General features: G+C 61.2%; 16 protein-coding genes. 9 read left to right on the top strand and 7 right to left on the bottom strand.

Features of this window, described 5'->3' with window-relative positions:
- Window positions 1–137: 137 nt before the first annotated feature.
- The 8 genes from VFO93_RS17710 to VFO93_RS17745 all read left to right on the top strand — a co-directional run bounded on the left by VFO93_RS17710 (window position 138) and on the right by VFO93_RS17745 (window position 12,492).
- Window positions 138–629, top strand: coding sequence for a GNAT family N-acetyltransferase (locus VFO93_RS17710; protein WP_325135713.1), 492 nt, complete (start codon window positions 138–140; stop codon window positions 627–629).
- A gap of 135 nt (window positions 630–764) precedes the next feature.
- Window positions 765–1,370 (top strand): urease accessory protein, encoded by a 606-nt coding sequence (locus VFO93_RS17715; protein WP_325135714.1) that lies wholly within the window; start codon window positions 765–767, stop codon window positions 1,368–1,370.
- A 181-nt stretch (window positions 1,371–1,551) separates the two neighbouring features.
- Window positions 1,552–2,277, top strand: coding sequence for an urease subunit beta (locus VFO93_RS17720; protein ID WP_325135715.1), 726 nt, complete (start codon window positions 1,552–1,554; stop codon window positions 2,275–2,277).
- Between the two features lie 330 nt (window positions 2,278–2,607).
- On the top strand, window positions 2,608–4,326 hold the full coding sequence (gene ureC, locus VFO93_RS17725) for an urease subunit alpha (RefSeq protein ID WP_325135716.1): 1,719 nt from the start codon (window positions 2,608–2,610) through the stop codon (window positions 4,324–4,326).
- A 420-nt stretch (window positions 4,327–4,746) separates the two neighbouring features.
- Window positions 4,747–5,415, top strand: a complete 669-nt coding sequence (locus VFO93_RS17730) for an urease accessory protein UreF (RefSeq protein ID WP_325135717.1) — start codon at window positions 4,747–4,749, stop codon at window positions 5,413–5,415.
- Window positions 5,416–5,421: 6 nt separating this feature from the next.
- Window positions 5,422–6,174, top strand: a complete 753-nt coding sequence (ureG, locus tag VFO93_RS17735) for an urease accessory protein UreG (protein WP_325135718.1) — start codon at window positions 5,422–5,424, stop codon at window positions 6,172–6,174.
- A 299-nt stretch (window positions 6,175–6,473) separates the two neighbouring features.
- Entirely contained in the window at window positions 6,474–10,979 is a 4,506-nt protein-coding gene (gltB, locus tag VFO93_RS17740; RefSeq protein ID WP_325135719.1) for a glutamate synthase large subunit, read from the top strand.
- 43 nt (window positions 10,980–11,022) lie between these two features.
- Entirely contained in the window at window positions 11,023–12,492 is a 1,470-nt protein-coding gene (locus VFO93_RS17745) for a glutamate synthase subunit beta (RefSeq protein WP_325135720.1), read from the top strand.
- A 65-nt stretch (window positions 12,493–12,557) separates the two neighbouring features.
- On the opposite strand, the gene VFO93_RS17750 is transcribed toward VFO93_RS17745, so the two are convergent.
- The 7 genes from VFO93_RS17750 to VFO93_RS17780 all read right to left on the bottom strand — a co-directional run bounded on the left by VFO93_RS17750 (window position 12,558) and on the right by VFO93_RS17780 (window position 16,254).
- Window positions 12,558–13,079: a hypothetical protein gene (locus VFO93_RS17750; RefSeq protein ID WP_325135721.1), complete on the bottom strand. Its 522-nt coding sequence runs from the start codon at window positions 13,077–13,079 to the stop codon at window positions 12,558–12,560.
- A gap of 73 nt (window positions 13,080–13,152) precedes the next feature.
- A complete protein-coding gene (locus VFO93_RS17755; RefSeq protein ID WP_325135722.1) occupies window positions 13,153–13,329 on the bottom strand; it encodes a hypothetical protein in 177 nt (58 codons plus the stop codon).
- 14 nt (window positions 13,330–13,343) lie between these two features.
- Window positions 13,344–13,514: a hypothetical protein gene (locus tag VFO93_RS17760; protein ID WP_325135723.1), complete on the bottom strand. Its 171-nt coding sequence runs from the start codon at window positions 13,512–13,514 to the stop codon at window positions 13,344–13,346.
- Window positions 13,511–13,963, bottom strand: a complete 453-nt coding sequence (locus tag VFO93_RS17765) for a DUF6934 family protein (RefSeq protein WP_325135724.1) — start codon at window positions 13,961–13,963, stop codon at window positions 13,511–13,513. The genes VFO93_RS17760 and VFO93_RS17765 overlap by 4 nt, the downstream gene beginning before the upstream one ends.
- Window positions 13,964–14,004: 41 nt before the next feature.
- Window positions 14,005–14,412 (bottom strand): lysozyme inhibitor LprI family protein, encoded by a 408-nt coding sequence (locus tag VFO93_RS17770; protein WP_325135725.1) that lies wholly within the window; start codon window positions 14,410–14,412, stop codon window positions 14,005–14,007.
- A gap of 75 nt (window positions 14,413–14,487) precedes the next feature.
- On the bottom strand, window positions 14,488–15,315 hold the full coding sequence (locus VFO93_RS17775; RefSeq protein ID WP_325135726.1) for a phosphatase PAP2 family protein: 828 nt from the start codon (window positions 15,313–15,315) through the stop codon (window positions 14,488–14,490).
- Window positions 15,316–15,387: 72 nt separating this feature from the next.
- On the bottom strand, window positions 15,388–16,254 hold the full coding sequence (locus tag VFO93_RS17780; protein WP_325135727.1) for an urease accessory protein UreD: 867 nt from the start codon (window positions 16,252–16,254) through the stop codon (window positions 15,388–15,390).
- A gap of 209 nt (window positions 16,255–16,463) precedes the next feature.
- Here VFO93_RS17780 and VFO93_RS17785 point away from each other — a divergent pair, with 209 nt between their 5' ends.
- On the top strand, window positions 16,464–17,180 hold the full coding sequence (locus VFO93_RS17785; RefSeq protein WP_325135728.1) for a 3-ketoacyl-ACP reductase: 717 nt from the start codon (window positions 16,464–16,466) through the stop codon (window positions 17,178–17,180).
- The last annotated feature ends 44 nt before the right edge of the window (window positions 17,181–17,224 follow it).

Here is a 17,224-nt window from a genome sequence, read left to right on the forward strand (position 1 = left end):
GCCCCCTCTCCAAAAAAGAGGGGGAGCCGACCGCCAGCGGACGTCAGCGAAAATTGATAGGCGTCAGGCTCCCCTCTTTTTTGGAGAGGGGGCCGGGGGGTGAGGTTCACGCGCTAGGACGGGCATCTATATTAGATATGCAAGACAACATCACCCTCCGCCCCATCGCCCCCGGCGATGCGGCGGCCCTGGCCCGCGTCATCCGCGATACGCTCGCCGAGTATGGCGCGGCCAAGCCCGGCACCGCCTACTACGACGCGGCCACCGACCACCTGCCCGAGTTATTCGCCATCACGCCGCGCAGCGCCTATTTCGTGGCCGAGCGCGGCGGCGAGGTGCTGGGCGGCGGCGGCATCTTCCCGACCGAAAACCTGCCCGCCGACACTGTGGAGCTGGTGAAGCTCTACCTGCTGCCCGCCGCGCGCGGCCTGGGCGTGGGCAAGGCCCTGATACAGCAGTGCCTCGAAGCGGCCCGCGCCGCCGGCTACGCCCGCGTGTACCTGGAGACAACCGAGGAGCTGACGCAGGCCATCCCGCTTTATGAGCGCCTAGGCTTCAGCTACCTATCCGAGGCGCTGGGCAACAGCGGCCACTTCGGCTGTCAGATTTGGATGATTAAGGCGGTGTAATTTTCACGGTTCAGCTTGGTACTCCTGTCTGTCATGCTGCGCTTGCGAAGCATCCTATCACGCCAGAACATTCAAACGTGATAGGATGCTTCGCAAGCGCAGCATGACAGACAGGGGTTTTGTTTTTTATCTCTAATGCAGCCAATTATCCCCATTCTATTCGCGGCCGTAGTCGGCATGGGCCACGCCTTCGAGCCCGACCACCTGCTGGCCGTGAGCACGCTCGTCACGCGCCACGACCGCCTAGGGCCAGCCTTGCGCGACGGGCTCTTTTGGGGCTTGGGGCACACTACCATGCTGGTGCTGTTTGGCTCGATTATCATTTTCAGCCGGGTTACCTGGCTGCATTCGGGCTACTTTGAGGCGGCGGTGGGCGTCATGCTCATTGGGCTAGGCATTGGTCGCCTGTTAGATAAGAATTCGTACCAGTCATTTCAAAAGCCCAAACAACAAGCGGGTTTTGCCTACACCGTGGGGCTGGTGCACGGGCTGGCGGGCAGCGGCGCGTTGGTGCTGGCCGTGCTGGGCGCCATTCCACAGCCCACGTGGGCAGTGGCGTACATCCTGGTTTTCGGCCTAGGGTCGGTGTTGGGGATGCTGGCCGCCGTGGGGCTGATGCACCTGCCTTTCACGCAGCGAATGTGGCTGGGCAAGCGGCTGCGGGCTAGCGCGGTAGTGCTGTCATCGGCACTGAGCGTGGGGTATGGCGGGTGGTTGGTTTATAGTAATTTGCTCGCCTGACGGGGAACATCACCCCCCAGCCCCCTCTCCAAAAAAGAGGGGGAGCCGACCGCCAGCGGACGTCAGCGAAAATTGATAGGCGTCAGGCTCCCCCTCTTTTTTGGAGAGGGGGCCGGGGGGTGGGGTTGGCGTTATTGCGGGCAGCCCCTACTTTAGCGGCTGGCATTCTGCTAAAAATCCCATGCACCTCGCCCCCAAAGACCTCGATAAACTTGTGCTGCACCAGGCCGGCGTAGTGGCCCAGAAGCGCTACGCCCGCGGCCTGCGCCTCAACTACCCCGAGGCCGCCGCCCTGCTCGCCACCCAGCTGCTGGAGTTTATCCGCGACGGCGAGTCGGTGGCCGCGCTCATGGACAAGGGCAAGCAACTGCTAGGCTTCGCCGACGTGCTGGAGGGCGTGGCCGAGCTGCTGGCCGAGGTGCAGGTAGAAGGCACCTTCCCCGACGGCACCAAGCTCGTGACCGTGCACCAGCCCATTTGCCGTGAGCACGGCGCGCCCGAACTGGCCCTCTACGGCAGCGGCCTGAGCCGCACGGCCCCGGCACCTGCGCCGGTGCCCGCCGCCGTGCCGGGCGAGTACCTGCTGGCCAACGGCGACATCATTCTGAACGAAAACCGCCCCGTTATCGAGCTGGAGGTGCTCAACCGGGGCGACCGGCCGGTGCAGGTGGGCTCGCACTACCCCTTCTTCGAAACCAACGCGGGGCTCGACTTCGACCGGGCGGCGGCCTTTGGCTACCGGCTCCACATCCCGGCCGGCACGGCGGTGCGCTTCGAGCCGGGCGAGCGCAAGCGCGTACAGCTGGTAGCCCTAGCCGGCGAGCGCCGCGTGTACGGCGGCAACGGCTGGATTGATGGCCCGCTCGATGAAGCCGGCAAGCAGCAGGCGCTCGGGAAGCTGAAGTAACAGTAAACTAACAGCTCCTAGCCAATCATTTACATGGAACTATCAGAAATCATTAGGAAGGCTTTAATACTGGGCATACCGTTATCACCTTTAATATCATTTCTATTCCTTTGGCGGACTGAAAAGCTCGACTGGTGGAGAAAATTTTTATTAACAATAATTTTTGCAACGCCTCTTGCATCAATATTCTATCTGGCTTCAATTTCTATTCTTTTAATTACCAAGCATGGTATTGGGCCTTAAGTAGCAACAATAAGCGTTTTATTTGGTAAGATATTCCCTAGAAAAAGCTATTGTTTTAACTAATAGAAATCAACCTACTTTTCGCTTATGTCCCTACCCCTTAGCCGGCAGGCGTATGCTGCTATGTATGGCCCGACCGTGGGCGACCGGGTGCGCCTCGGTGATACTGAGTTGCTGATTGAGGTCGAGCGCGACTACTGCGTGTACGGCGAGGAATGCAAGTTTGGCGGCGGCAAAACCCTGCGCGACGGCATGGGGCAGGCAGCCGGCATCGGGCAGGCCGAGGCGCTCGACCTGCTGATTACCAACGCGCTGGTGCTCGACTACACCGGCGTGTACAAGGCCGATGTCGGCATCAAGGGCGGGCGCATCGTAGGCATTGGCAAGGCCGGCAACCCGCACATCATGCCCAGCGTGGATGCGCGCTTGGTGGTGGGCGTGACCACCGAAGTGGTGGCTGGCGAGGGGCACATCCTCACGGCGGGCGGCATCGACTGCCACATCCACTTCATTTGCCCGCAGCAGATAACCGAGGCGCTGGCCTCGGGCGTGACCACGATGGTGGGCGGCGGCACCGGCCCGGCCGCCGGCACCACGGCCACCACCTGTACGCCGGGCGCTTTTTACATCGAAATGATGCTCAAGGCCACCGACGCCTTCCCCATGAATTTTGGATTTCTGGGCAAGGGCAACTCCTCGAAGCCCGAGGGGCTGGCTGAGCAGGTAGAGGCCGGGGCGCTAGGCTTTAAGCTGCACGAGGACTGGGGCACTACCCCGGCCACGATTGATAACTGCCTGAGCGTGGCCGAGAAGTACGACGTGCAGGTGTGCATCCACACCGATACGCTCAACGAGAGCGGCTTCGTCGAAAACTCGGTGGCGGCCTTCAAGGGGCGCACCATCCACTCGTACCACACCGAGGGCGCGGGCGGCGGGCACGCGCCCGACATCATCAAGATTTGCGGCGAGCCTAACGTCATTCCGTCGAGCACCAACCCCACGCGGCCGTTTACGGTGAACACCCTCGACGAGCACCTCGACATGCTGCTCGTGTGCCACCACCTCGACAAGAACATCCCCGAGGACGTGGCCTTTGCCGAAAGCCGCATCCGCCCCGAAACCATTGCCGCCGAAGACATTCTGCACGACCTAGGGGCACTGAGCATCATCAGCTCCGACTCGCAAGCCATGGGCCGGGTGGGCGAGGTCATCACCCGCACCTGGCAAACGGCCCACAAGATGCGCCAGCAGCGCGGCCCCCTGCCCGAAGATGCCGGCGCCCAGCGCCCGAACGACAACTTCCGCGCCCGCCGCTACGTGGCCAAGTACACCATCAACCCTGCCCGCGCCCACGGCATGGCCCACGAAATCGGCTCCGTCGAAATCGGCAAGCTCGCCGACTTAGTGCTCTGGAAACCCGCCCTGTTCGGCTCGCGCCCCGAGATGATACTCAAGGGCGGCGTCATCGTGCAGGCCCAGATGGGCGACCCGAACGCCTCCATTCCCACGCCGCAGCCGTCGTTTTCGCGGCCCATGTTCGGGGCGTATGGCAAGGCGACGGGGCCGTGCTCAGTGGCGTTCGTATCGGGTGCTTCGCTGAAAACGGTGGCGGGCTACGACCTCAGCAAGCGCGTGCTACCGGTGCAAGGCTGCCGCAGCGTCGGCAAAAAAGACATGGCCCTGAACGACTACCTGCCCAACATCGAGGTAGACCCGGAAACCTACCGCGTGACGGTAGATGGCGTGCACCTGACCTGCGAGCCGGCGCAGACGCTGCCGCTGGCGCAGTTGTATAATCTGTTTTAGTGTTGACCGTGGACAGCCGTGCGCGACGGCGAAACCTTTTGCAAGTCTCTGCTGTACATTTGCCAACAAATAAGGGCACCGACCTACCGGCCGATGCCCTTACCGCGACTACTTAAGCAGATGAGAAAGTAACAATAGGCCTACACCTTTTGCTATTCCTTTCAAAAGCTCCAGAAGAAGGGGCAAAACCCACTTCTTCAGTAGTCTCTTCGCGCTGTCCTTATGCATTCTGTCAGAAGTAAAGGGTTACGCTGAACCCCCACACTTCTCGAAGCCCTGGCTGCTCCAACAGCCGGGGCTTCTCTTTTTACAGAGTAGCCGCATGGCTGGGGGACTTACCAAACGCGAGTGCGGCAAAGGTAAGTTAATTGCATTGAGAAGCAGGTAAGCATCCGCAAAGCACTGTAGCTTGCTGCCCTCATGCCCCAGCTCGCCCGCCTGCTCCATCTCGCCGATTCGGCCCTGCCCACCGGCTCCTTCGCCTATTCCTACGGGCTGGAAAGCAGCCTCACCTTTGGCCTACTGCGCACCGAAACCGAATTTCGGGCCTACCTCTATTCATTTTTGCAGCAGGCGGTGGAGTTCGAGTTGCCGTTCGTCACCTCAGCGGCTACAGTGGCCGATGGCGACCTAGGGGCGCTGCTGGCAGAGTACGACGCCCAACTACTCACGCCAGCCTTGTATCAAGCAAGCCTCACGCAGGGTAAAAACTGGCTGAAACTGCTGGCCACCTTCTACCCCGAGGCTGGCTTGGCCGAGTTGGGCTACAACTTAGCTCAGCACAAGCTACCAGCTCATTTTGTGCCGCTGTTTGGGCTGAGCCTAGGAAAAGCCGGGTTCGTGGTGGCCGATATCCAGCTGACCTACTTGCATTTGGCCTTACGCGACCAGCTCAGTGCGGCCATTCGGCTGGGTTTTATTGGGCCGATGGCGGGGCACTTGCTGCAACACGATTTTTATGGTATTTTTGAGAGTTTGCTAGTTAGCGCCGATATTCGGCCCTACACAGAAGCCACTCGGTGTACTTTTTTACTCGACGTGGCCCAACTACTACACGACAATATCTATTCGCGTCTCTTTCAGAACTAACCGCCCATGGCTTTCGTCGATAAACTTGCCTTGCTGCTCCATGGCCACAGCCACGAGGTGCTGGAGTCGCCGGGCAGCTTTGCTGAGCGCGAAACCCGCCGGCTGCCGCCCTACCGCAATTTTCGCAAGCGGGCGTTTACGGTAGGTATTGGAGGACCGGTAGGCACGGGCAAAACGGCCCTGCTGAAAGCGTTGTGCGAGCGCCTACGCGACGACTACCGCCTAGGGGTGGTTACGAACGATATTTTTACCCGCGAGGACGCCGAGTTTCTCATCCGCGAAAGTGCCCTCACCGCCGACCGCATCGTGGGCGTCGAAACCGGCGGCTGCCCGCACGCCGCCATTCGCGAGGACATCTCGCTGAATATGGACGCGCTCGAAGGCCTGATGCAGAAGTTTGATAATCAAATCGACTACCTGTTTGTGGAAAGCGGCGGCGATAACCTGGCGGCGCACTTCAGCCGCGAGCTGGTCGATTATTCCATTTATGTCATCGACGTGTCGGGCGGCGACAAAATTCCGCGCAAGGGCGGGCCGGGCATCACGCAGGCCGATTTGCTGGTTATTAATAAGATTGATTTGGCCGAGATTATCAAGGCTGACCTAGGCATAATGGAGCGAGATTCGAGAAGAATGCGCGGCGAAGGACCATTTATTTTTGCCAGAGCCACAGATGGCTTTAACTTAGGCGCCATTATCGACCATATCCACATGGCTAAAGTCCAAGCACTAGCAGCCGTGCGCGAAGACCGACGATAGGGGAAGACCGGCATCCACCCGGCTTCCCCTGCGCCAGCCGGCTGCCCACGCGCCCTCTCTCCCGCTTCTCCTGCGGAAAACCGCCTCTGGTACGGCTCCGGCCGCGCCTCTCCCTCCCCTCCCCCACCCTCTTTTCTGGTCTGCCCGCTGCGGGCACTGCCTAGGCTCCTCCCCACCGGGGCACGGGCCAGCGCCGCGCAGCTGTGGCTACCTCCCAACCACTGTGCGCCTTCTGCGCTGGGGTTGGTGGAAAGGTCTGCGCGGACACTAGCTTTTTTGTAATTATTCCCCCTTTACATATGACCACGCCCACCCTTTACCGGCCCGAGTTTGAGCACGATTCGTGCGGCACGGGCTTTATCACCTACATCGACGGGCGCAAGAGCCACCAGATTGTGGCCGATGCCCTCACCATGCTCGCCAACATGGAGCACCGCGGCGCGTGCGGCTGCGACTCCGACTCGGGCGACGGCGCGGGCGTGCTCATTCAGCTGCCGCACTGGTTTTTGCTGGAAGAGTGCGTAAAGTATGGCATCCGGCTACCCGAGCCGAGCCAGTACGGTGTGGGCATGGTGTTCTTTCCGAAGAAGGAAAAGCTGCGCGAAGGCACCCGCACCATCATTGCCGAGGCGGCGGCGCGCCTAGGTATTCCGGTGCTGGGCTACCGGCCAGTGCCGGTGCGCACCGAAGGCATCGGCGTTACGGCGCTGTCGGCCGAACCGGCCATCGAGCAGCTGTTTTTGGGGCGGCTGGTGGGGCTGGCTACCGAGGCCGACTTCGACCGCAAGCTGTACGTGCTGCGCCGGTTGATTATAAAAATGCTAAAGGAGCAGCTGCCGGCCGCGATGGAGTCGTTTTACTTCGCCTCGCTCTCATGCCGCACTATTGTGTATAAAGGCCAGCTGACCACGTTTCAGGTGGGCATGTATTACCCCGACCTCAGCGACGAGCGCGTAACCTCGGCCTTCGGGCTGGTGCACTCGCGCTTCTCAACCAATACCATGCCGTCGTGGCGGCTGGCGCAGCCCTTCCGCTATCTGGCTCACAATGGGGAGATTAACACGCTGCGCGGCAACCTCAACTGGTTCTACGCCGGCCTGCCTACCTACACTTCGCCCTACTTCTCGGCCGAGGAAATGGAAATCCTGCTGCCCGTAATTGACGCGGGGCAGTCGGATTCGGCCTGCCTCGACAATATTGTGGAGCTGCTCACGCACTGCGGCCGCTCGCTGCCCCACGTGATGATGATGCTGGTGCCCGAGGCCTGGGACGGCAACGAGCAGATGGACCCGCTCAAAAAGGCGTTCTACGAGTTTCACGCCACGTTTATGGCGCCTTGGGACGGCCCGGCCGCCCTCAACTTCACCGACGGCAACCTGGTGGGGGCCATGCTCGACCGCAATGGCCTGCGCCCCCTGCGCTACGCCATCACCAACGATGGCCGCGTGCTGGTGGCCTCGGAGGCCGGCACGCTGCCCATCGCACCGGAAACGATTATCAAGAAGGGGCGCTTGCAGCCGGGCAAGATGTTCGTGGTGGACATGGCCGCTGGCCGCATTCTCACCGACCGCGAGATTAAGGCCGAAGCCGCTGGGCAGCAGCCCTATGGCCAGTGGCTGGATAACTACCAGATTCGGATGGAGGACCTACCCGAGCCGCGCCTCGCCTTCACCGACCTAGGGGCCGAGGCCGTGATGAAGTACCAGCAAGCTTTTGGCTACACCCGCGAGGACCTTGAAACCATCATCGCTCCGATGGCCCTGGAAGCCAAGGAGCCCATCGGCTCGATGGGCGTGGACGTGCCGCTGGCCGTGCTCTCCGACCAGCCGCAACACCTGAGCAGCTATTTCAAGCAGTTCTTCGCGCAGGTGACCAACCCGCCCATCGACCCCATCCGCGAGCGGCTGGTGATGAGCTTGGCCACGTTTATCGGCAACAACGGCAACATCCTCGACGAAGACCCCAAGCACTGCCACTGCGTAGCCGCCAAGCACCCCATCCTCAGCAACCGCGAGTTGGAAAAGCTGCGCAGCATCGATACTGGTTCGTTTCAGGCCAAGACTCTGCAAACCTATTTCAAGGCCGACGGCAAGCCGGGCGCGCTACAGCGCGGCCTGGAGCGCCTGTGCCGCTACGCCCAAGACGCGGTAGATGACAGCTTTGAAGTCCTGATTCTCTCCGACCGGGCCATGGACTCGGAGCACGCGCCCATTCCGTCGTTGCTGGCGGTGTCGGCGGTGCATCACCACCTCATCAAGCGCGGTATGCGTGGCTCGGTGGGCTTGGTGGTAGAGGCCGGCGACGTGTGGGAAGTGCACCACTTTGCCTGCCTGCTGTCGTTTGGGGCCACCGCCATCAACCCGTATCTGGCGCTGGCGACCATCCAGACGCGCCACGCGACGGGGCTGCTGGGCGCCAATTTACCCTACGATAAGCTGGCTTACAACTACATCAAGGCAGTGTGCGACGGGCTGCTGAAGATTTTCTCGAAGATGGGAATATCGACCTTGCAGAGCTACCACGGCGCGCAGGTGTTCGAGATTTTGGGCCTCAACCAAAGCGTAGTAGACGAGTATTTCAACGGCGCCGTAACCCGGATTCAGGGCCTGGGGCTAGACGAGATTGCCAAGGAAACGCTCTACAAGCATTCGCACGGCTTCAAGCAGGAAAGCACCGTTGGCCCCGAGCTGCTCGACGCGGGCGGCGTGTACCAGTGGCGCCGCAAGGGCGAGGCCCACATGTTTGACCCCGAGACGGTACACTTGCTGCAACACGCCACGCGCACTGGCAAGTACGACACCTATAAGAAGTATGCCAAGCTGCTCAACGAGCATCCCAATCAGCTCTTCACCATTCGCGGGCTCCTAGGCTTCGCCAAGCACCGGCCCAGCATCGCGCTCGAAGAAGTGGAGCCGATTGAGGGCATCATGAAGCGCTTCGCGACGGGTGCCATGTCGTTTGGCTCCATCTCGCACGAGGCGCACAGCACGCTGGCCATCGCCATGAACCGCATCGGCGGCAAGAGCAACACCGGTGAGGGCGGCGAGGACCCGCTGCGCTACGAGCACATGGCCAACGGCGACTCGATGCGCTCGGCCATTAAGCAGATTGCTTCGGCCCGCTTCGGCGTCACGGCGCACTACCTCACCAATGCCGACGAGCTACAAATCAAGATGGCGCAGGGCGCCAAGCCCGGCGAGGGCGGCCAACTACCTGGCCACAAAGTAGATGAGTGGATTGCCAAGGTGCGCCACGCCACGCCCGGCGTGGGCCTCATTTCGCCGCCGCCGCACCACGACATCTACTCCATCGAGGACCTAGCGCAGCTGATTTTCGACCTCAAAAACGCTAACCGCGCCGCCCGCATCAACGTGAAGCTGGTGAGCAAGGCCGGCGTAGGCACCATCGCGGCCGGCGTAGCCAAAGCGCACGCCGACGTGATTCTCATCTCGGGCTACGACGGCGGCACGGGCGCCTCGCCGCTCAGCAGCATCCGCCACGCCGGCCTGCCCTGGGAGCTTGGCCTGGCCGAAGCACACCAGACGCTGCTGCGCAGCCAGCTCCGCAGCCGGGTAATTTTGCAAGCCGACGGCCAAATGAAGACTGGCCGCGACCTCGCCGTGGCCGCCCTCCTAGGTGCCGAAGAATTTGGCGTGGCCACGGCCGCCCTCATCGCGGGCGGCTGCATCATGATGCGCAAGTGCCACCTCAATACCTGCCCGGTGGGCGTGGCTACGCAAGACCCCGAGCTGCGTAAGTTGTTCAGCGGCAAGCCCGAGCACATCGTCAACCTCTTCCGCTTCTTGGCCGAAGAGCTGCGCGAAATCATGGCCGAACTGGGCTTCCGCACCCTCAACGAGATGGTGGGCCGCAGCGAATTCCTGAAGGTGAACCCCGAAGCGGGCCACTGGAAAGCCAAGCTCATCGACCTCGACGCGGTATTATCGCCCGCGCCGAATATCTCGGGCGGCACCTTGTACAACAGCGAAGGCCAGGACCACGGCATCGCGGAGGTGCTCGACTGGCAATTGGTAAAGAGCGCCCAAGCAGCCCTGGACAACCAAGAGGCGGTGGACGCCGACTTTGAGGTGCGCAACACCGACCGTACCATCGGCACGCTGCTCTCGAATGAGATAACCAAGCGCTACCACGCCGCGGGCCTGCCGGCCGATACTATTCAGTACAAGTTCACTGGCTCGGCTGGGCAAAGCTTCGGCGCTTTCTCTACGAAGGGCTTGACTTTCAAGCTCGAAGGCGAAGCCAACGACTACGTAGGCAAGGGCCTGAGCGGTGCACGCCTGGCGATTTTCCCGCCCACGGCCAGCACGTTCATTCCCGAGAATAACATTCTCATCGGCAACGTGGCGCTCTACGGGGCTACCTCGGGCGAGCTCTACGTGCGCGGCAAGGCCGGCGAGCGCTTCGCGGTGCGCAACTCGGGCGCGACGGCGGTAGTCGAGGGCGTGGGTGACCACGGCTGCGAATACATGACCGGAGGCCGGGTGCTGGTGCTGGGCCGCACGGGCCGCAACTTCGCCGCCGGCATGAGCGGTGGCCTGGCCTGGGTATACGACCCCGAAGGCCAGTTCCCCACCAACTGCAACCCCGACATGGTGTCGCTCGAAGGCCTCACCGCCGAGGACGAAGCCGAGATTCTGGCCCTGCTCAAGCAGCACCACGAGCTAACGGGCAGCCACCTGGCCAACTTCCTGCTGGGCAGCTGGGAGGAAGAAGCCGGGCGTTTCGTGAAGGTGTTCCCGCTGGAGTACAAGCGGGTGCTGGTGAGCAAGGTGAAAGCCGCTTAGCGCAACTCACAAATTATCCATACTATAGTAGCTACCAACGATAATGGGCAATATCACCGGCTTCAAAGAATACCCGCGTACCGCGCCGCCCAAGGCGGCCCCCACCGAGCGCGTGGCCCACTACCAGGAATTTATCGGCCTGTACCCGCAGGGCGAGCTGCACCAGCAGGCGGCCCGCTGCATGAACTGCGGCATCCCGTTTTGCCACTCGGGCTGCCCGCTGGGCAACATCATCCCCGAATTTAACGAGGCGGTGTACCAGCAGGACTGGCGGGCGGCCTACGACATCCTCTCGGCCACCAACAACTTCCCCGAGTTTACGGGCCGCATCTGCCCTGCGCCCTGCGAGTCGGCCTGCGTGCTGAGCATTCACAGCGCGCCGGTGGCTATCGAGGAAATCGAGAAGCACATCATTGAAATCGCCTTTGAGAAAGGCTACGTGCAGCCTACCGCGCCGGTGCTCAAAACCGGCAAGCAGGTGGCCGTGGTGGGCAGTGGCCCGGCCGGCATGGCCGTGGCGGCGCAGCTCACCGAAGCCGGGCACACGGTTACAGTATTTGAGCGCGACCCGCACCCGGGTGGCCTGATGCGCTACGGCGTGCCCGACTTCAAGCTCGAAAAATGGGTGATTGAGCGCCGCATCAAGCTGCTCGAAGACGCCGGCGTCACCTTCCGCTGCAACGTGGAAATCGGCCGCGACCTCTCGGCCGATGAGCTACGCCAGGCCTTCGACGCGGTGGTACTGGCGGGCGGCGCCTCGGCCCCGCGCGAGCTCAACCTGCCCGGCCGCGACCTCAAGGGCATTCACTACGCCATGGAATACCTCACGCAGCAAAACCGCCGCGTGAGCGACACGCCCGTGGACAGCGAGCACATCCTAGCCGATGGCCTCGACGTGGTGGTAATCGGCAGCGGCGACACGGGCTCCGACTGCGTAGGCACCGCCAACCGCCAGCAGGCCAAGTCAGTAGCGCAGTTTGCCATGATGCACCAGCCCGGCGAGGAGCGCCCAGCGCACACACCCTGGCCGCTCTACCCCACCGTGTTCCGCACCAGCAGCTCGCACGAAGAAGGCTGCCAGCGCTACTGGGGCGTGAACACCAAAGCCTACCTGGGCGACTCAACCGGCCAAGTGCGCGCCCTGCTCGTGAGCGACGTAACCTGGGAAACCGACGACTTGGGCCGCCGCGTCCGCTTCGAGGAAGTACCTGGCTCCGACCGCGAAATCCCGTGCCAGCTAGTGCTGCTGGCGCTGGGCTTCACGGGCCCGGCCAATGCCGGCCTGCTCGGCCAACTCGGCGTGCAGCTCGATGAGCGCGGCAACGTGCACGCCCCCGAAACTACCTACCACACCAGCGTGCCCAGCGTATTCGTGGCCGGCGACATGCGCCGTGGGCAGTCTCTCATCGTGTGGGCCATCTCAGAAGGCCGCGAGGCCGCCCGCCAGATTGATATGTATTTGATGGGCAAGACCAGCCTACCGAGCAAGAACGCGCTGGGGATGTTTGGGTGAGAGGCTTGAGATTGACGTAAAAAAGAAGCCCCGGAAGCTATTGCTTTTCGGGGCTTCTCCTTTAATCACATATACATAAGCTTAAATTTACGAACACCGTTTTCCTCATAGCACGTCAGCGTCTTTCGCAGGGTTTTCAGGTCTTCTACTATTTCCCCTTTACTCAAATAACCATAGTCTGGTGGGTAACCAGGCAATAGCTTAGTAGGTGTTATTTGTAGTGAAAGACCTGCATCCTGTTGCCGGGCTGGCCCATGTATTACCTGTTTATAATAATCAGGAAATGCCGCTATTTTATCTAGTAAGCTATTGATTAGAATTATAACTTTATCCGTATCATGCCAAATTGCGGGGGAGTCTTCAGAATCTTCTACCTCCTCATCTTCCTCGTTAGGACTATAGTATTGTTCGTCTTCGTCGTAACTGATTTCTTGAAATACTGACAGGTCAATCCGCAGAATTTGGCTCACTTGTGACACTTCAGCATAGTCATCATAGCCCCCTACCTGTTCAAAAAAGAAAGATAAACTCTCGGGGAATTCATTTTCGCAGTGCGCCTCCCCACCTGGCATGATGTAGTAATCCATTCCCATAATCGCAGTACTTTATAAAAGTGAAGTTTAGTTTTACTTTGCTAATATCAAAATCAAATTACCGTCCTTATCTAACTCTGTTATTTATTTGGCTTTCCAAATTTGGCAATCCAGCCCTAGCAATAATCTCCCTCGCCTTTTCCATTTTCTCAGGAAAAAGCGCCGCATTGTCTTCTTTATTCAGTTCAGGGTTGTGGATGATTATCGGCGCTCCTATGGTGCCCGGTTCATCAGTCGTTTTCACAGTAGCTCGCTCAGTCAGTTTTTAACTGGTCGTACTGGCGTATTGGGTATCCCTAACTGGGCAATGGCCTGCTTAGCCTTCTCTACTTTTTCAGGAAAAAGCACCACGTCTCGCAGCTTGTTGAGCGCCGGGTCAATAATTACCAGCGGCACTTTACTGGCGTTAAGTTCAGTGATAGTTTTCATGATAATTTATTGTGAAGATGAGCGATAAAAGCTGTGTAGGATTTACCTTTTTCAAACGCTTGCCATTCCTCCTGATATTCTCCGTAGATGGCAAAATCGGTGGTTAGCTCAGCGTAGTGGGTAGCAATGGCCATCTGGTAGAGCCGGGTGCGGGCAGCGGTGCTACCCGAAAGATAAACCCAAGCTGCCGGATGCTGGTCGAAGAAAGCATAAACCGCTGCTACGACAGTAGCCAGCACCTTCACGCTATCACCGTTATCGCTGATTGCCAAGTTATCTAGCTGGCCGGTTGCAGGATGCTCGTCGCCAAAAGCCAAGTTATAGATTTCCTCCTGGTTAATCAGCGTAAACTGGATTCGCTTCGGAATAAGTCCCTTGCGACCCTCGCTTACGAAGCGATAAACGGACAGCTCCTCGTCAGCTTTGAGCTGGTATTTAGGCAGTTTCATAGGCTGCCCAAATATAGCGTTACCGTGGGAAGCAAGCTCCCTTACCGCCCGCCATCCACTTTCACTGAGCCATTGCACATATCGCCCTCCGGGATGCCGGTGAGCCACAGGCGCAGTTGCTTGGTGCGGGCTTTGGTGAGCTCTTCCAGACCGTTGGAGTAGCACACGGGGAAAAAGCTGCCGTATTCGACCAGAGAATTGGTGGCGGGGTAGCGGGCTTTCATCTCGGCATCGCGAAACTGAATCCAGCGCTGCTGGGCAGTTTTCAGGCTTTGCAGGAAAGCGGTTTTGGTGCGGTACTCTTTGAGAATCTGCTGGTAGACGCGGTTCAGCTCCTGGTCGGCCTTGCGGTAGGCGGCATCCGCGTCCTGGTTGAGCTGGCCCTGTGACTGGCCGAAGCTGCGGATACTAAAGAGGCTACACGCCAGCAATAGAAGAATGGGTTTCATACGGTAGAGAATGGGGCGTTTGCTACTCGCGGGCATACGATAGCCAGGGGCTTTTTGCTGCCGCGTAGGCCAGCCCTACAGCTGCTTGGTGAGCAGCAACCCGCTGTACGAATACCCATTCACGTTCACGCCTTGCAGCGGCGCAAACGAGATGCCCCGGCGGGCAGCCACCTTGTGCAGCTGCGGCACCACGATGCCCGCCGTGGCCCCCACGGCGTAGCCCACGATGTTATCGGACAAGAAGTGCTTGCCGGCCTGGAGGCGGAAATACGCCACGGCGGCGGGCACCGCCGCCGCCGCACCCCACACGTAGGGCCGGGCCGGCGAGTCGGGGTTGTAATCGTGGAAAACCTTGGCCGCGAAGAAGGTAGCCGCTGCCGTATGCGCCGTGTGGCCCGCGAAAAACGAGTTGGTCTGGATGCGGCTGGTGCGCAAGTCACCGCCCTCGGGGCCGTAGAGAAAGGGCCGGTAGCGCGGGATATTGCCGATAGAGGTCGTAAAAAGCGCGTCGGCGGCCAGCACGGTTTGCACGTAGAGCGCCAGCGTTTGGCCGTAGTGGCTGCGGATGGCCGGGCTCAGGGCCAGCAGGCCGGGGGCCACTACCAGCGAGGGGTAGCACAGCAGGTCGCTGGCCGTTTGGGCGCGCTCGCTGAAAAAGCCGGCCGAAAAGCGGTCGAAGCTGGGCACGTCTTCCTTGCGCAGCGCGGCCAGCTCGGTAGCGTTCAAGCCCGTGCGCTGCATCGAGCGGTAGAGGCCGAAGCCGCTCACGGCCAGCTCGCCGGCGATGATGGAGCCATCGACGGCGAAGCGCGTGTGGTAGGGCGACGGGGCTTTTTGGGCGGTGGCGGGCAGGCCGGCCAGCCCCAGGGTGCCAGCAATGACTAAGGTAGCAAGTTGCTTCATACAGCTAAAAATGAAGCTAAACGCAGTGCTTACGGACAGGGTTATTAGCGCAGCAGCATTTATAGCCCAAGGCTAGTACTTACGCCGCAGCGCATCGAACCCCAACAGTTCCGGCACCGCCAGCGCCGCCGCTACGGCCTGGTACACGGGCTCCAAATCGAGGCGCGACATGCCGAGGGCACGCACCAGCAGCACGTTATCCCGCGCCTGGGTCACGGCTACCACGCTGGGCCGGCCGGCCAGCGTGGCGTGCAAATCCGTCTGGCCGGGCGGCAGCAGCTGGCGCAGGGCGGCGGCCAGCCGCTGAAACTGCGCGCCGGTCGGCGGCCCCACCAGGTAAAGCGACAGCGCCGACTGATACGACCCAAACGTGGCCTGCGAGGTAGCCAAATGCTCCTCGGGCCGCAGGGCGAAGCGGTCGAGTAGCGCGAGGCGGCCGGCCACGGTCACGCGCAGCTCGGTAGCGAAGGAGGTAAAGGCGAATTTTTCGCCCAGGTCGGTGCGGCCGGCGTGGGTCCAGTCGGCCAGTAGCAGGGTGGCGCTTTCGTGCAGGTGCCAGTGCTGGGCCTGGTAGTAGCGGCTGGCGGCCTGGGGCACCAGCGGGTCGGGCAGCACCACAGCCAGGGCGTTTGCGGCTACGTAGCCTTCGGTGAGTTGCTCGGCTCGGCGGCCGTCGAGGCTTTTGAAGATGCGGGTATTGGCCTGGGTGCTGAGTAGCAGGCGGCTGCCAGCCTCGCAGCGCACGCGCAGCCGCAGGCTGTCGCCGGCCAGCAGGCCGCCGCCGTAGCTGGCCAGCACGGCGTGGCAGGCGGGGCCGGCCGGCGCAGCGGGGTTGATAATTTTGAGGGGCTGGAGGCTGCGGCTGGCCACCAGGCGCGACTGGCCGCGCACCTGGGCCACGGTGAGCGCACTCCACAGGGTGGCGTCGGCGTCGGGCATTGGGGCGGCAAGGTAAGGCGGTGTAGCTTGGACGCTGCGAGTCCGAGCGCGAGCGCAGCTCGCAGCCGCGTTTGTTTGCGTAAGCTGAGTAGCACCTCCCAGGCGTAGATGCGGGCTGCGCCCGCGCTCGGACTCGCAGCGTCCAAGCTACAGCGGCCAACCTCGTGCCCCGGTTACCAGTTATACGGCCACCTCTTTTCACTTTCTCAATGGAAAACCTAACCGGAAAAACTGCCCTCGTGACGGGCGCGGGCAAAGGCATCGGCAAAGCCGTGGCCATCGCCCTGGCCAAAGAAGGCGTGAATGTGGGCCTGCTGGCCCGCTCAACCAGCCAGCTCGAAGAAGTAGCCGCCGAGCTACGCGCCCTGGGCGTGAAAGCCGCCGTAGCCTCGGCCGACGTGGCCGACGAAGCCGCCGTAACCGCCGCCGTGGCGCAGCTCAAAGCCGAGCTCGGGCCGGCCGATATTCTCATCAACAACGCCGGCATCGGCACGTTTGCCAAGTTTCTGGAGATGCCCTCGGCCGAGTGGGAGCGCATTATCCGCGTCAATTTGCTGGGCGTGTACTACGTGACCCGCGCCGTGCTGCCCGACATGCTGGCCCAGCAAAGTGGCGACATCATCAACGTAGCCTCGACCTCGGGGCAGCGGGCCGCCGCTGGCAGCAGCGCCTACAGCGCGTCGAAGTTTGCCCTCATGGGCCTCACCGAAGCCCTCATGCAGGAAGTGCGCAAGAGCAACATCCGGGTGTCGGCCCTCACGCCGAGCACCGTGGCCACCGAGCTGGCCATCAGCAACAACCTCACCGATGGCAACCCCGACAAGGTGATGCAGCCCGAAGACCTGGCCGAGTTTATGGTGGCGCAGCTTAAGCTGAACCGGCGCATTTTCATCAAGGAAGCAGGCATGTGGTCTACTAACCCGTAAGCGGTTGCCCTGGCGCGTAAACCTCACCCCCCAGCCCCCTCTCC

This window comes from Hymenobacter sp., assembly GCF_035709525.1.
Classification (GTDB): domain Bacteria; phylum Bacteroidota; class Bacteroidia; order Cytophagales; family Hymenobacteraceae; genus Hymenobacter.